The organism is Dethiosulfovibrio faecalis (assembly GCF_021568795.1).
Classification (GTDB): domain Bacteria; phylum Synergistota; class Synergistia; order Synergistales; family Dethiosulfovibrionaceae; genus Dethiosulfovibrio; species Dethiosulfovibrio faecalis.
Window position 1 is genome coordinate 203268 of sequence record NZ_JAKGUE010000002.1, and the last position, 14423, is coordinate 217690.

Genomic DNA, 14423 nt, shown 5'->3' on the forward strand with positions numbered 1-14423 from the left:
TATGTTGAATCGGCTTTTCGAGCTTTTAGGCATGACCGACGATTACGACGACGATGAGATAGTAATCACCTCCCATAAGGAAGACGGGGTCGGAGAGGCTCCTCCTGCGGTCGAGACCTCAAGGGAGGAGAGGCTCGATAGGATCATGAGGCCCCTTCCTCCCAAGGCGGAGGTCGTACTTTGCAGAGGGGCGGACTGTCTGGAATTGAAGGACGATCTTCTCTCCGCCCTTAGACAGGGACGGCTGATACTGATCGACCTCCAGGGTGTCGACCTGGACCTGGGGAACGAGCTGCTGGCCGCCATAAACGAGGTCATCGCCGCTTCCAAGGGTAGTCTACTCAGGGTATCCAGGAGCAGTTTTCTCGCGACACCGGTGAAGACCGCCTGCGAGGAATGGGTTGCCGGAGAGGAGAGGCAGGAGAACTCCGGTGACTAGTCTCGTTACGGTCCTGGACGTAGAGAACGTCTCCTTCTCCAGGACCATAAGAGGCTATAATCCCGACGAGGTCGAGGATTTTCTCGATCAAGTCGCCGATACCCTTCAGTACTCGGCGGAACGGCAGGCCGAGCTGGAACAGGAGATCAGAAGACTTCAGGAAAAGATGGGCGAATACGACACTATGAGGGATTCCCTTCAGGAGGCCCTGCTTATGGCTCAGAGAAGCTCGGAGGAGCGACTCGGATCGGCCAGGAAAGAGGCCGACGCCATAGTGGCAGAGGCGAGGAGCCGTGCCGAGGGGATCGTCAACGAGGCTAGAGGCAAAAAAGACGATCTCCTACGCCAGTGCGACGAGGCTCGGAAGACCAAGGAGATGTTTCTGGCCGATTTCAGGTCTCTCCTGGTTCGTTTCAGCAGCCTCGTGGATGGATCGGACAGAGAGGAGGAGGACTCCTTTCCGTGACCGTTTTGGACAGTTCCATCCGGTATCTCAACGGAGTGGGTCCCGTCAAGGCGTCCCGGCTGGAAAGGCTGGGAGTGCGCACTTTGGGGGATCTGCTCTTTTTTTTCCCACGTCGCTACGAGGATAGACGACGGATAGTGCCGTTGAAGGATCTTCAGACCGATACCGTGGCGGCGTCCATCGTCACGGTGGTGTCCACCGATAACCGTGTGTCTGTGAAGAAGAGGATCTCTCTTACCAGGGCCATCGTGAGCGACGGTCACGGTCTGGCCTCCGCTTTATGGTTCAACCGCAAGGGGCTGGATCGTCTGTTGACCTCGGGGACCAGGGTGGCCCTCTATGGGAAGATCGCCAAAGAGGGCGGAATGGCTCAGTTTGTGGCCCCCGAATTCGAGATCCTTCGAGAGGGCGAGGTTCCAGTTCAGATCGGAGGGATAGCCGCAGTATACTCCCTTACCGCCGGTCTCTCCGACCGATGGCTGAGAAAGATTATACATAGATTGCTCGATCAGGTTCTGCCCGAACTGGAGGACCATATGCCGGAGTTGCTCCTGAGGGATCTGGACCTGGATCCCCTCGGTTGGGCTATAAGGGAGATGCACTGCCCCGTCTCTCCGGAAAGCTGGAAAAGAGCCCGTCGTCGTCTGGCTTTCGACGAGCTCTTTATGCTTCAGATCGGCCTTGCCATTCGTAGACGATCTGTAGGGGAGCTTCGAGGAGCTCCTAGACTCCCCCAGGGAGGTCCTCTCAGGCGGAAGATCGAACATTCGCTTCCGTTCAAGCTAACCGAGGATCAGAGCAGGGTCCTGGCCGAGATAGGTACGGATATGTCCTCGGATGTAACCATGAACCGTCTTCTCCAGGGCGACGTCGGGTCCGGTAAGACCGCCGTGGCAACTCTGGCCATGATGCAGGCCGTAGACGGGGGAACTCAGGCTGCCCTCATGGTCCCGACCTCTATATTGGCCCAGCAGCACGCCATAAGGCTGAAATCCTTTCTAGAACCTCACGGAGTCAGAGTTGGTCTGCTGACAGGTGGACTTTCGGCCAAGGAACGGAGAGTCCTCCTGAAGGAGATAGCCGAAGGCTCGGTCGATCTGGTCATAGGCACTCACGCAGTCATTCAGGAGGACGTGGCCTTTAACAGGTTGGGGCTGATAGTAATAGACGAGCAGCACCGATTCGGCGTGCTTCAAAGGGGGGCTCTCGGAGGGAAGGGAGAGATGCCCCATGTCTTGGTCATGACGGCCACTCCTATCCCTCGAACCTTGGCTCTGTCGGTATACGGAGATCTCTCCGTGTCTGTGATAAGGACGATGCCGGAGGGGCGGATCCCGGTCAAGACCAGGTGGATAGGGGATCATAAGGTGGACGATCTCTACGGTTTTTTGGACTCGGAGATGGACAGAGGCAGGAGGATCTTCTGGGTCTGTCCCCTCATAGAGGAGAGCGAGCATCTGAACGCCCGTCCTCTGGAGGAGCGGTTCGACTTTTTGGTCCGTCGTTTCGGATCGGAAAGGGTATCCATGCTCCATGGCAGGATGTCCATGGAGGAGCGTCGATCGGTTATGGATGAATTCGCCTCCGGAGAGAAGCCTCTTCTTGCATCGACCACCGTGATAGAGGTAGGGGTCGACGTCCCCGAGGCGACGGTTATGGTCATTGAGGGAGCCGAGCGTTTCGGACTCTCCCAACTTCACCAGCTAAGGGGAAGGGTCGGGCGAAGCGACGAGCAATCCTGGTGTTTTCTGCTGGGAAAACCGGGAACCCAGGACGGCAACAGACGGCTCGAGGCGATCTGCTCCAGTTCCGACGGGTTCGAGGTGGCCGAGGCTGACATGGCGATTCGAGGTCCAGGCGAGATATGCGGGACCAGACAGCACGGACTCACCGATTTCAAGGTGGCCGATCTGATAAGAGACGGGGAACTGTTGACCCTGGCCAGACGGATCGCGATCGACATGGTAGATCGAGACCCCGCCCTGGATTCGATCCCGGCAGTGAGGGAGATGGTCTTCAGGATGTATCGGGAGAAGCTGGAGCTTGCCGGTACCGCTTGATCCGGGAGGTGATTCGTTGGATCGACATGAGAGATACCTTCAAAATCTACTGGGAAGAGGGGTGTATCCCAGAAAGGAGCTTTTCGTCCGGCTGAGGCGAAAGGGTTGCGAGCGGTCCACGGCAGAGGCGCTCTTGAACCGCTACGAGGAGTTGGGTCTGATAGACGATCGAGCCTACGCTATCCTGTTCGTGGATGGCCACCCCGACTGGTCGTTAAGGCGTATAAGAGATGAGCTTCGCTCCAGAGGCGTCCCCTCCGATCTTATCGTAGACGCTATAGAGGTGGCCGATATAGACGAGGAGGAAAGGGCGATCCGTCTGGCCGAGGGATGGCGTTCCGTCGGAATCGAGAACCGGAAAATAGAGGGAAGGCTCTTTCGCAGGGGGTTCCCCGGAGACGTCGTCTACAGGGTCCTGGGAGACGACGTTCGGAGATACGACCGACCCGATTAGGGGTGTCCCTGCCGGAACAGGCGGTCGGCTATCCTGAGGTGGTCCTCTGTGATCTCCATGGCTCTCCTCTCGTCGCCGATCTCAACGGACTTCACCAGTTCTCGGTGTTGAAACAGTACCTCGTCGGGGAGTCCGGGGTTGGCGAAGAGCCTTCTCCTGGTGTCCCCTATATATCGCTCCATGAGGAGGGCGACCCCCTCGAATACCCTGGATAGGAGCTTGTTTTTCGCTCCGTCCACCACCGACATGTGCAGAAGCGAGTCCCATCTGGCGCCGTCGGCGTCAGTCGAGGATTTTTCCAGCTTTTCCAGTTCTCTGAGACATTTTTTCATCCTGTTCACATCCGATTCGTCCCTTCGTCTCGCAGCTAGGCCGGACGCGGGAATCTCGACCAGACGTCTCATCTCCATCAGCTGGTCCATGGTCTCGTGAGGCCACAGCATGACCCCCGATATCACCCCGTCCAGGCTTGAGGCGATGTCCCTTCCTGTGACGTATATTCCCTCTCTGCCCTTTATATCCAGTATGCCCATGCCCTCCATGGTGACCAGGGCCTCTCTCAAGAGGCCTCTGCTCACCCCTAGGGTCTCGGCGAAATCCCTCTCGGAGGGGAGTTTCCCCGAGGGGAACTCCCCTCCTTCTATCAATCCGGCGATTCTGTCTATAAGGTTCTTCCTCTTGCTTTCCATCTTGGTCCATCTCCTCCGTGTAGGTCCTATTCGGTGTTGTCAAGCGATCCCTATTCTAATATAATGTCCTCGGTTTTGGTAGTACCATTGGTCCAACCAAGAAGGGGAGGTACGAAGAAGATGAGAAAGTCTGTGATGTGCGCTTTGGCCGCTATGTTGGTCGCTTCCGTCGTGAGTACCGGGTTCGCCAAGGAAAGAACCCTCAAGCTGGCCCACGTGGTCAACGAGCAGGACGCCTTTCACGTGTGTGCCCTGAAGTTCAAGGAAGTGGTGGAGGCCGGCGGCGATGATCTGAAGGTCACCATTTTCCCAAACGCCAAATTAGGTGACGAGAGGACTCTTCTGGAGAACATGAGGATGGGAGTGGTGGATGCGGCGATCATAACCGGAGGCCCGATCATCAACTTTATGCCCCAGTTCGGCGTGTTCGATCTGCCTTTCCTCTTCCGGGATACCGACCACGCCTATGCGGTGTTGGACGGACCTGTGGGACAGGAGATGCTGGACGGTATGGAAAAGTTCGGATGGAAGGGACTTGCCTACGGAGAGAGGGGATTCCGTAATCTCACCAACAGCGTGAGACCCGTTAAGGAGCCGGAGGATATGAAGGGGCTCAAGATAAGGCTTATGCAGAACCCAGTTTACGTCGAGAGTTTCAAGACCCTCGGAGCTAACGCCGTGCCCATGGCATGGACCGAGGCCCTCACGGCTCTCCAGCAGGGGACCATCGATGGACAGGAAAATCCTCTGAACGTGATAGTTTCCTTCAAACTCTACGAGAGCCAGAAGTATCTTTCTCTGACCAGACACGCCTACGCTCCGAACGTCATAATGATGAGCATGGCTACTTGGAAGAAGCTCTCTTCCTCGCAGCATGAGTTGATCGAGAACGCCGCCAAGGCTGCATCCAAGGCTAACAGGGACCTGGATAACCAGAAGGCCGCCGAGTGGCTCCAGTTCCTGAAGGATCAGGGTATGGAGGTTACGGAGCCGGATCTTGCGGCTTTCCGAGAGGCGGTAAAACCCATATACGACAAATATACCGATAAGTTCGGTGCCGAGACGATCAAGACCATCGTCGACACGAAATAAAAACAATGGCTTTCGTTTCTGTCTTGAGCGATAGGGTAAACAGGGCTTGCGAGGTGCTCCTGTTCGTCCTCATGATAGCTATGGTGCTTCTGACGACCGCTCAGATATTCTGCCGGATATTTGGAGACGCCCTCATATGGTCCGAGGAGTTGGTACGGTTCATGCTGGTTGGAGCTTCGCTGATAGGGGCTGCCGTCGCCTTTTACCGGGGAAGTCATATATCGATAACTTTTCTTACCGAGAGGCTTCCCCGGCCTCTGCGCCTTTTAGTAGCGGTGGTGGTGCAGTCCATGGCCGTGGCTTTCTTCGTGATAGTGGGCTGGTACGGAGGGGCTCTGATGGAGACCGAGGCCTTTCAGACGACTCCGGCTCTGGGCGTGTCGATGAGGTGGGTCTACTCCATGTACCCTATCTTTTGTGTCGTGGTGATCCTTCATCTCGTGGCCGGTTTCAAGTGCCTCTTTGAGGGGGATTCCTGATGGGATTCGTGTTGGGAGGCGCTTTTTTCCTGCTGATGGCGCTGGGGATGCCGATAGGCCTGGCCATAGGGGTGGCTGCCACCATAGTCCTACTGCTCAACGGTCTGCCCCTTCAGATGGTGCCTCAGATGATGTTCACGGGGAACAACTCTTTTGCCCTGGTGGCAGTTCCATTCTTTATATTGGCCGGTGATATCCTGGCCAAGGGGGGTATCTCGGAGAGGATCGTGGCGTTTGCCGAGGCATCTCTGGGCAGGATCAGAGGGGGGCTTTCGATAGTCTCCACGGTGGCCTCCATGTTCATAGCGGCCATCTCCGGATCCGGCGCGGCGACTACCGCCGCTGTGGGGTCGGCTCTTCTGCCGGAGCTGAAGGAAAAGGGCTATGATCTGGATTTTTCCGCCGCCCTTATCGCCGCGTCGGGGACCATCGGGGTGGTTATACCGCCCAGCGTCCCTATGGTACTCTACGCCGTGATAGCAGGGGAGTCGGTTGCGAAGCTTTTCATGGCTGGATTCATCCCCGGAGCTCTTATGGGAACTGGGCTTATTCTCCTGGCTCTCCATGTGGCCAAGAAGAGAAACTACCCTGCCGCCGACCCCGTTCCTAAGGAGGAGAAGAGGCGGCGTTTCAAGGATTCGATATGGGGTCTTATGACCCCTGTGATAATACTAGGGGGTATCTTCTCCGGTTTCTTCACCCCTTCGGAGGCGGCGGCCATAGCCGTGGTGTATTCTCTGGGAGTCGCTTTCTTCGTCTATCGTTCCATGGATTGGAAGAAGTTCTATCGCCTGGTGGTGGGGGCGGGGGTTACTTCGTCTTTGATAATGTTCATCATAGCGACGTCTAAGCTTTTCGGATGGGGATTGGCCTTTTACGAGGTTCCGGAAGCCGTAGCCAATGCCTTGTTAGGCGTGGCCGGAGGCAACGAGGCCATGGTGTATCTGATGATACTTGTGATAGTGCTCCTGGCCGGTATGGTGATGGAGACAGCTTCGGCATTGATAATATTGACCCCGATCTTTCTGCCCACGGTAATTCAGATGGGAGGAGATCTGATCCATTTCGGCGTGATGATAGCGGTCGGACTGGCTATCGGTATGGCTACGCCTCCGGTGGCTATCGATATCTACGTCGCCAGTGCCATAACGGGGCTATCGGTGGAGGAGATAAGTCGCCCTATAGTTCCTATGGTCCTGGTGCTTATGGCTGTGCTTCTGTTGACCACCTACGTTCCGTGGCTGACGGTTTTTCTGCCCAGTCTGATATGGGGTTAATCCAAAGGGGGATTTGACTTGAACAGCGATTTCGTAAAGAAGGGGTTCGAGAGGGCTCCTCATCGATCCTTGATGAAGGCAAACGGTTACACCGATTGGGAGATCGACCGTCCTTGGATAGGGGTCGTCAACGCCTATAACTCGATCATTCCGGGACACATTCACCTCAACCGCATAGCCGGAGCGGTGAAAGCCGGCGTCTATGCGGCAGGAGGTCTTCCTCTGGAGTTTCCAGTAATAGGGGTGTGCGACGGGATAGCCATGGGGCACAAGGGTATGAAGTTCTCCCTTCCCAGCAGAGAGCTGATAAAGGACTCGATAGAGCTTATGACCCAGGCCCACGGTCTGGACGGTCTTGTCCTTGTGACGAACTGCGATAAGATCATTCCGGCGATGGCGATGGCGGCGGCCACTCTGGATATACCTTCCATAGTGATCAGCGGAGGTGCCATGTTGGCCGGTTCCTCACCCGGTTGTGCCACCGACCTGAGCACTGTATTCGAGGCGGTGGGGAAAAAGGCGGTCGATCAGATATCCGATAAGGAGCTTCTCGAGCTAGAGGATTCGGCCTGTCCCACCTGCGGTTCCTGCTCGGGGATGTTCACCGCCAACACCATGAACTGTATGATGGAGGCCTTGGGACTTGCCCTTCCATGGAACGGAACCATTCCCGCCGTGTTCGCCGCCAGGGATCGTCTGGCCAAGGACGCCGGCAGACAGATAATGGAACTGTTGGAGAAGGATATAAGGCCCAGCAAGATATTGACGAAAAAGGCCTTCGAGAACGCCGTGGCGGTAGATATGGCTCTGGGGGGGTCCACCAACACAGCCCTCCATCTCCCAGCCGTCGCCCACTCGGCCGGGGTGGATCTCTCCTTGGAGGATATGGACGCAATCAGCCGCCGCACCCCTCATCTGTGCAGCATGAGCCCCGGCGGGGCCCATCATATAGAGGACCTTTGGAAGGCCGGAGGGATCCAGGCCGTCCTGAAAGAGCTTCTGGACGCCGGTCTGATTCACGGAGACTCTATCACCTGTACCGGTCTTACAGTGGCGGAGAACGTGGCCGAAGCGGAGATCAAGGACAGATCGGTTATCCATTCCGTCTCCGATCCCGTTGATCCCGAAGGGGGCATAGCCGTCCTCAAGGGAACGTTGGCTCCCGACGGAGCGGTGGTGAAGCAGACCGCCGTGTCTCCCGAGATGATGCGTCACAGAGGGCCAGCCAGGGTTTTCGAGTCGGAGGAGGCGGCGGGAGAGGCCATAATGAAGGGCCTCATCTCCGACGGAGACGTTATCGTCATCCGCTACGAGGGGCCTAAGGGCGGTCCCGGAATGAGGGAGATGTTGGCTCCCACCTCGGCGATAATGGGAAGAGGGCAGGGCGGCTCGGTGGCTCTCATAACCGATGGACGCTTCTCCGGGGCCACCAGAGGGGCTTCTATAGGACACGTGTCGCCGGAAGCCGCCGCAGGAGGGCCTATCGGGCTTGTCAAAGACGGCGACGAGATAGTGATAGATATTCCTGCCAGAAAACTGGACCTGATGGTCGATCCCGATGAGTTGGAACGCCGCAAGAGGGAATGGACTCCGACGATGCAGCCTGGAGCTACCTCGTATCTAGAGCGCTACAGAGCCTTCGTGACGTCCGGCAACAGAGGGGCGGTTTTTCAAGACTGATCCCTATGGGGTTCGTAGGATACTTGACAGATAAAGTTGGGTATAGTATCCTCCTACCACGGAGGGTGATGTAGATGAAGCTGTCGACTAAAACCAGATACGGACTCAGGGCGATGGTAGACTTGGCTCGAGGTTACGGTAACGGTCGTCCCATATCGATAAGCGAGGTCGCCAAGAACCAGACTCTGTCCGAGAGCTATCTGGAGCAGCTTTTCTCCAAGCTCCGGAAATCCGGTCTCGTCTCCAGCGTCAGAGGAGCTCAGGGAGGCTATCTTCTGAGCAGAGATCCTAAAGAGATCCTGACCTCGGAGATAATAGATTCTCTGGAGGGTCCCATCAGCTTGGCAGATTGTGTGGACTACGGTAGCTGCGAGCGAGGAGGCTGCTGTCCAGCCAGGTTTTTATGGGAGAAGGTAAGCGACAGCATAGAGAGGGTTACGTCGTCTACTACCCTTTGGGATATAATCGAGGAATACGACCGAGAGTGCACCGGTTGATGTCGAAGAGGGGGGCTGAAGCCCTCCTCTTTTTTATCCATCCGTAGAAAGAAAAACGCAACGTTTAAATCTGAGGTCTCTGTTGGGTCTTGTTGGCTTTTTACAGAACCTGTAAAATAGACCTCATCGTTGTCATCGTCCTCATAAAATAAAGGAGTTGAGATCTGTCTATGGAATCTACGATGATTCTCGGAATCGCCGCGGGGCTGGCCTTCGGTGTCGTAGGCGGTCTCCTGATTTCCAGATCTCTCGGTGGAAAGCACCTAGCCAACGCAAAACGGCAGGCCGATCAGTTGTTGAAAAAGGCCGTCAAGGATGGGGAGCACCACAAGAGGGAAATGCTCTCGGAGGTAAAAGAAGAGATCTTCGGGATGAAGCAGGAGACGGAAAACGAGATTAAGGAGAGAAGAGGGGAACTTCAGAGGTCCGAGAGACGTCTGGAGCAGAAGGAGGAAAACCTCGAACGGAAACTCGACAAGGTCGGTCGCCGTGAAGAGGACCTCAAGAACAAGCTCGATTCGGCGGAGAAGAGACTTCAGGAGATAGAGAGTCTCAAGCAAGATCAACTGGTGAAGTTGGAGGAGGTCGCTCAGCTCAACAGAGACGACGCTAGGGATATCCTGATGAAGGACGTCGAGGAGAAGGCCCAGCACTCTCTAGGTCTTCTTGTCAAGGATCTCGAGGAGAAGGCCCGCAGAGAGGCTTCCAGAAAGGCCAGGGAGGTTATAGTCACGGCTATTCAACGCTGTGCCGTGGAGTATTCCTCCGACGTGTCGGTCAGCGTGGTAAACCTTCCCTCCGACGAGATGAAGGGGCGCATAATCGGCAGAGAAGGCAGAAATATAAGGGCTTTCGAGACCGAGACGGGAGTCGATCTCATTGTCGACGATACCCCGGAAGCGGTTACCATAAGCTGTTTCGATCCGGTCCGGCGTGAGATAGCCCGGCTGGCTTTGGAGAGGCTGGTCACCGACGGCAGGATACATCCCGCTCGTATCGAGGAACTCATCCAGAAGGCGACCGAAGAGGTGGAGGAGTCCATCATGGAGGCCGGGGATCAGTGTCTGCTTGATCTGGGCGTCAAGCATATGCATACCGATCTTATCAGGCTGATAGGGTCTCTCAGATATCGCTACAGCTACGGTCAGAACGCCCTTCAGCACAGCATGGAGGTCGCCCATATATCCGGTATCATAGCGGCTGAGCTGGGTGCCGACGAGGAACTGGCCCGAAGAGCCGGGCTGCTTCACGATATCGGTAAAGCAGTGGACCACAAGATAGAGGGCCCTCATGCCGTGATAGGTGCGGATCTGGCGAAGAGGTACAACGAATCTTCGGAGATAATAAACGCTATAGGATCTCACCACGAGGACATGGAGATCCAGTCGATCTACGACGTTATCGTGGCCGCCGCCGACGCCATCAGTGCGGCCAGGCCCGGCGCCCGTAGGGAGAGTCTTGACGCCTACGTCAAACGTCTGGAAAAACTGGAGACGTTGGCGAAGTCGTTCAAGGGTGTTAGCAAGGCCTTCGCTATTCAGGCCGGCAGAGAGGTCAGGGTTATGGTGGCTCCCAACGTGTCGGACGAGGGCGTCATAGCCAAACTGGCTTTCGACATAGCCAAGAAGATAGAGGAAGAGATGAAGTATCCGGGACAGATAAAGGTGACCGCTATCAAGGAGTTCCGGTCGGTGGAGTACGCCAAGTAGATGAGGATTCTCTTCATCGGCGATATGGTGGGTAAGCCGGGTCGTAGAATGGTATCCGAGTCTCTCCCTTACCTTCGAGCGAAGGAAGGCCCTTTCGATTTCGTCCTGGCTAACGGCGAAAACGCCGCGGCCGGAAGGGGGCTCACCGCCAAGGTTGCGGAGGAGCTCTTCGATATGGGGATAGACGGTCTTACCTCGGGAAATCACATATGGGATAAAAAGGAATTTATTCCGTTGTTGGACGAGGAGTCACGGGTTGTCCGTCCGGCGAACTATCCTCCCGGATGTCCGGGAAGCGGCGTTATGGTCTTGCGGAAGGGAGGTCTCGCCCTGGGGGTGATCAATCTTCAGGGGAGGGTCTTCATGCCTCCTACAGATTGTCCTTTCAGGAAGATCGACGAGCTTCTGAGGGATATGGACGCAATGCCCGTCTTCGTGGACCTTCACGCCGAGGCGACATCGGAGAAGAAGGTAATGGGAGCCTATCTGGACGGACGGGTCTCCGTGTTGGTGGGAACCCACACCCACGTACAGACCGCCGACGAGGAGGTCCTCCCGAGGGGAACTGCCTATATCTCCGACGTGGGAATGACCGGATCTTTCTCAAGCGCTATAGGCATGACCGTCGAGAGCGTTATGCCCAAGTTCCTCACAGGTCTTCCCTCTCGGTTCGAGGTGGCGACGGAGGATCTGAGACTCAACGGTGTGGTTGTGGACGTGGATTACGAGACCGGAATAGCCCTGGACATAAGAAGGGTTTCAATCAAATGGGAAGAGTGGGTTTGAATCGGTAGTTCAAGGTTCAATTTAAAAATATGAGGACTGACGGAGGGCTCCGATCTGAGCCCTCCGTTTCGTTCTTTATCCCATCAGCATATACGGGGAAGCAGCTCGCCTACCGGCATATCTACGACCCTCATCCCTCCGGCCTTGGTCCTCATTCCCACCATGGAGGGGTGTCTCTCGACCACCGTTCCTATCGAGGTCGCCTGGATCCCGGAGGGATGGGCCCTGAGGATCTCGATTATCCGGTCCTCATCGTCCGGTGAGTAGGCTATCAGGGCGCATCCTTCGCAGGCCAGGTGGAGGGGATCGAAACCTAGTATGTCGCAAACCGACGACACCCCTTCGTCTATGGGTATAGACGATTCGTCTATCTCAATTCCCAGTCCGGTTCCCTCAGCCCATTCGCACAGGGTCGTACCCAGTCCTCCTCTGGTGCAGTCCCTCATGGCTCTTACGCCGGGAAGGGGAGCCAGCGGTTTTACGAGAGGCCAAAGCGGAGCGCAGTCGCTTGAGAGGCCCGTCACGTCCAGGTCGAATCTGATCGAGCCTATGGTGGCTCCATGTCTACCTATGGAGGTCGTGACGGCTAGCCTATCGCCGGGCTTTATGCGGTCCATTCCCAGAGGTTTTCCTAAAGGTTGCCCCATGGACGCTACCGTTAGGAAAAGTCCGTCGACCGTTCCCCTGGGAACCACCTTGGTGTCTCCCGCCGCAAGTTTGACTTCAAGTTCGTGGCACACCGACGCGGCGCTTCTGCCGTATCTCAATAGTTCCTCTTCGTCCAGCCCCTCCTCGGCGATGACGCTCAGGGTCACGAATTTAGGCTCTATTCCACGGACCGCCAGGTCGTTGGTCCCGCCGCATATAGCCAATTTCCCTATGTTTCCTCCGGGGAAATCCATGGGCGACACGGTAAAACCGTCTATGGTGATGGCCCATTCCGGAGAGATCATGGTGCAGTCCTCCAGGTCTCTCTGGATGTTTACGTCGTCGAATTGAGCCTTGAATTTTCCTATCAGCTCGGAGGTTAGCCTTCCTCCGCTTCCCTGACCCAGGTTCAGCTTTCCCACTTGAGATCTCCCTTTCTTCCGTATCTGTACCAAGCCGAACAGGTCCCCTCGCTGGACACCATACAGGGGCCTACCGGGGTTATCGGCGTGCATCCTGTTCCGAAGAGGGGGCATTCCTTGGGAGTTATGGTTCCCGAGAGAATCTCTCCGCATCTGCATCCCTTAGGTTCCGGCATGTTCCTAACGGCGACGTCGAATTTCCTAGATCCGTCCCAGAGGGAATATTCCTCCTTTATGGACATACCCGATTCGTCTATCGGACCGATTCCTCTCCACGTGGAGGTGCTTGTGTTGAATACCCTGTTCATCAGATCGACGGCCTTGACGTTCCCCTCCGGCCTTACAGCCTTATCGTAGCGGGAGGTCAGAGAGGGACGATTTTTGCCTATCTGTTCCAGCAGGTCTACCAAGGCCAGCATTATCTCGTCCGCTTCGAAGCCGGCTATCGTACAGGCTATGCCGTATCTTTCAGGTATGAATTTAAACGGTTCATGCCCCAGAATTACCGCTACGTGTCCGGGCAATAAAAAACCGTCGACCCTGTTTCCGTCGGTTTCCGACAGGGCCCTGAGTGCCGGAGGCACTCTTTTGTGCAGACAGAGCGCCGACAGGTTATCGAGGTTCTTCTTTCGCGCTTCTATCAGCAGTGCCGCTGTCGCCGGTGCGGTGGTCTCGAATCCCACCGCTAGAAACACTATCTCTTTGTGGGGCATCTCCTCGGCCATCCTAAGGGTTTCCATGGCCGACAGCACCACCCTCACGTCGGAGCCCGATCCTCTGAGCTCCCCTAAGGTACCGTTTGATCCGGGAACCCTCATCATGTCCCCGTAGGTCGCCATGACCACGTTTTTTCTCGTGGCCAATTCGATGGCCCCGTCTATCTCCCCCTGAGACGTTACGCATACCGGACAGCCCGGACCGGATATCAGTTTGAGATTTTCCGGGAAAAGAGATCTCAGCCCCTGTCTGAAGATCGACACCGTGTGAGTTCCGCAGACCTCCATGATGGTCGTCGGCCTGTCGGCTAGCCTCCTGAGGGCCGAGGACAGCAGTTTTGCTCTATCTGAACTCATCGATTTCCTCTCCGGCGAGCTCTCTTATTTTGTCCCACATGGCCGTCAGTTCCTCCGAGTCCTCCGGAGAGACTTTTTCTATAGCGAAGCCAGCATGGACCAATACCGTGTCTCCTACAGAAGGATCGTCTATGAGATCGGTCCTGATCTCTCTGACTATCGCTCCTGCCTTGGCCATCGCCGATCCATCCTGAGCCAAATCGATTATGACGTGTGGTACTGCAAGGCACATGGATTTCTCCCCTTTCCTATGTCGACGTCCTCCCTATTGTACAACTCTCCGCGGATTTTACATGGGGATCTTTTTTTTGATGAAACCCACTGTTCTAAAATGCATACTATGGTGTATAATGCGGTCAGATCCATCTAAACGACGAATTCAGATAATTTACTTGATTCTCTGTCTTCTTTATGTCTCGTCGTTTGTCATTTCCTCGGAGAAGGAGGTGTCGAGAGCCGGTTACGGTGTAGGTCTATAAGAGGTGTATTTTTTCGGGATCTGTATATTCACCCTAAAAGGAGGTAAGGGTTTATGGCGAATCAGGTAGAGCAGCAGAGAGAACAGTGGGGAAGCAAGATAGGCTTTATTCTCGCCGCGGCGGGATCCGCCGTCGGTCTGGGTAACATATGGAAATTTCCTTATGTTACGGGC

General features: G+C 55.8%; 15 protein-coding genes and 1 pseudogene. 12 read left to right on the forward strand and 4 right to left on the reverse strand.

What is annotated here, in order from left to right:
- Position 1 precedes the first annotated feature (1 nt).
- From L2W58_RS03035 to L2W58_RS03050, 4 genes are read left to right on the forward strand one after another with little or no spacing between them, the layout of a single operon-like run.
- Entirely contained in the window at positions 2–439 is a 438-nt protein-coding gene (locus L2W58_RS03035; protein WP_236101536.1) for a cell division protein SepF, read from the forward strand.
- The gene (locus L2W58_RS03040) at positions 432–905 is read left to right on the forward strand and encodes a DivIVA domain-containing protein (RefSeq protein ID WP_236101537.1); all 474 of its coding nucleotides are present in this window, start codon (positions 432–434) and stop codon (positions 903–905) included. Before L2W58_RS03035 ends, L2W58_RS03040 begins: the two co-directional genes overlap by 8 nt.
- Positions 902–2965, forward strand: coding sequence for an ATP-dependent DNA helicase RecG (recG, locus tag L2W58_RS03045; RefSeq protein WP_236101538.1), 2064 nt, complete (start codon positions 902–904; stop codon positions 2963–2965). Before L2W58_RS03040 ends, recG begins: the two co-directional genes overlap by 4 nt.
- A 16-nt stretch (positions 2966–2981) precedes the next feature.
- Complete coding sequence (locus L2W58_RS03050; RefSeq protein WP_236101539.1) at positions 2982–3419, forward strand: regulatory protein RecX; 438 nt, start codon at positions 2982–2984, stop codon at positions 3417–3419.
- On the opposite strand, the gene L2W58_RS03055 is transcribed toward L2W58_RS03050, so the two are convergent.
- Entirely contained in the window at positions 3416–4108 is a 693-nt protein-coding gene (locus L2W58_RS03055; RefSeq protein WP_236101540.1) for a FadR/GntR family transcriptional regulator, read from the reverse strand. The genes L2W58_RS03050 and L2W58_RS03055 overlap by 4 nt on opposite strands.
- Positions 4109–4228: 120 nt before the next feature.
- Between L2W58_RS03055 and L2W58_RS03060 the strand changes: the two genes are divergently transcribed.
- The 7 genes from L2W58_RS03060 to L2W58_RS03090 all read left to right on the forward strand — a co-directional run bounded on the left by L2W58_RS03060 (position 4229) and on the right by L2W58_RS03090 (position 11628).
- Positions 4229–5200, forward strand: coding sequence for a TRAP transporter substrate-binding protein (locus tag L2W58_RS03060; protein ID WP_236101541.1), 972 nt, complete (start codon positions 4229–4231; stop codon positions 5198–5200).
- A 5-nt stretch (positions 5201–5205) separates the two neighbouring features.
- Positions 5206–5679, forward strand: coding sequence for a TRAP transporter small permease (locus L2W58_RS03065; RefSeq protein WP_236101542.1), 474 nt, complete (start codon positions 5206–5208; stop codon positions 5677–5679).
- A complete protein-coding gene (locus L2W58_RS03070) occupies positions 5679–6956 on the forward strand; it encodes a TRAP transporter large permease (protein ID WP_236101543.1) in 1278 nt (425 codons plus the stop codon). Before L2W58_RS03065 ends, L2W58_RS03070 begins: the two co-directional genes overlap by 1 nt.
- 18 nt (positions 6957–6974) lie before the next feature.
- On the forward strand, positions 6975–8636 hold the full coding sequence (ilvD, locus tag L2W58_RS03075; RefSeq protein WP_236101544.1) for a dihydroxy-acid dehydratase: 1662 nt from the start codon (positions 6975–6977) through the stop codon (positions 8634–8636).
- 74 nt (positions 8637–8710) lie between these two features.
- Complete coding sequence (locus L2W58_RS03080) at positions 8711–9133, forward strand: RrF2 family transcriptional regulator (protein WP_236101545.1); 423 nt, start codon at positions 8711–8713, stop codon at positions 9131–9133.
- 170 nt (positions 9134–9303) lie between these two features.
- Complete coding sequence (gene rny, locus L2W58_RS03085; RefSeq protein ID WP_236101546.1) at positions 9304–10842, forward strand: ribonuclease Y; 1539 nt, start codon at positions 9304–9306, stop codon at positions 10840–10842.
- Complete coding sequence (locus L2W58_RS03090) at positions 10843–11628, forward strand: TIGR00282 family metallophosphoesterase (protein ID WP_236101547.1); 786 nt, start codon at positions 10843–10845, stop codon at positions 11626–11628. It abuts the gene before it with no gap.
- An 83-nt stretch (positions 11629–11711) separates the two neighbouring features.
- On the opposite strand, the gene hypE is transcribed toward L2W58_RS03090, so the two are convergent.
- From hypE to L2W58_RS03105, 3 genes are read right to left on the reverse strand one after another with little or no spacing between them, the layout of a single operon-like run.
- Positions 11712–12698, reverse strand: a complete 987-nt coding sequence (gene hypE / locus L2W58_RS03095) for a hydrogenase expression/formation protein HypE (RefSeq protein WP_236101548.1) — start codon at positions 12696–12698, stop codon at positions 11712–11714.
- Positions 12686–13771, reverse strand: coding sequence for a hydrogenase formation protein HypD (gene hypD / locus L2W58_RS03100; RefSeq protein ID WP_236101549.1), 1086 nt, complete (start codon positions 13769–13771; stop codon positions 12686–12688). Before hypD ends, hypE begins: the two co-directional genes overlap by 13 nt.
- Positions 13758–14003: a HypC/HybG/HupF family hydrogenase formation chaperone gene (locus tag L2W58_RS03105; protein ID WP_236101550.1), complete on the reverse strand. Its 246-nt coding sequence runs from the start codon at positions 14001–14003 to the stop codon at positions 13758–13760. Before L2W58_RS03105 ends, hypD begins: the two co-directional genes overlap by 14 nt.
- Positions 14004–14303: 300 nt before the next feature.
- Here L2W58_RS03105 and L2W58_RS03110 point away from each other — a divergent pair.
- Positions 14304–14423: pseudogene (locus L2W58_RS03110) on the forward strand (sodium-dependent transporter); the annotation flags it as partial.

What these genes read in the sequence shown, in the direction of transcription:
- L2W58_RS03105 (WP_236101550.1), bottom strand. Translation starts at nt 14,003, where the DNA reads ATGTGCCTTGCAGTACCACACGTCATAATCGATTTGGCTCAGGATGGA.
- L2W58_RS03055 (WP_236101540.1), bottom strand. Translation starts at nt 4,108, where the DNA reads ATGGAAAGCAAGAGGAAGAACCTTATAGACAGAATCGCCGGATTGATA.
- L2W58_RS03035 (WP_236101536.1), top strand. Translation starts at nt 2, where the DNA reads ATGTTGAATCGGCTTTTCGAGCTTTTAGGCATGACCGACGATTACGAC.
- hypD (WP_236101549.1), bottom strand. Translation starts at nt 13,771, where the DNA reads ATGAGTTCAGATAGAGCAAAACTGCTGTCCTCGGCCCTCAGGAGGCTA.
- L2W58_RS03060 (WP_236101541.1), top strand. Translation starts at nt 4,229, where the DNA reads ATGAGAAAGTCTGTGATGTGCGCTTTGGCCGCTATGTTGGTCGCTTCC.
- rny (WP_236101546.1), top strand. Translation starts at nt 9,304, where the DNA reads ATGGAATCTACGATGATTCTCGGAATCGCCGCGGGGCTGGCCTTCGGT.
- L2W58_RS03090 (WP_236101547.1), top strand. Translation starts at nt 10,843, where the DNA reads ATGAGGATTCTCTTCATCGGCGATATGGTGGGTAAGCCGGGTCGTAGA.
- L2W58_RS03065 (WP_236101542.1), top strand. Translation starts at nt 5,206, where the DNA reads ATGGCTTTCGTTTCTGTCTTGAGCGATAGGGTAAACAGGGCTTGCGAG.
- L2W58_RS03080 (WP_236101545.1), top strand. Translation starts at nt 8,711, where the DNA reads ATGAAGCTGTCGACTAAAACCAGATACGGACTCAGGGCGATGGTAGAC.
- L2W58_RS03070 (WP_236101543.1), top strand. Translation starts at nt 5,679, where the DNA reads ATGGGATTCGTGTTGGGAGGCGCTTTTTTCCTGCTGATGGCGCTGGGG.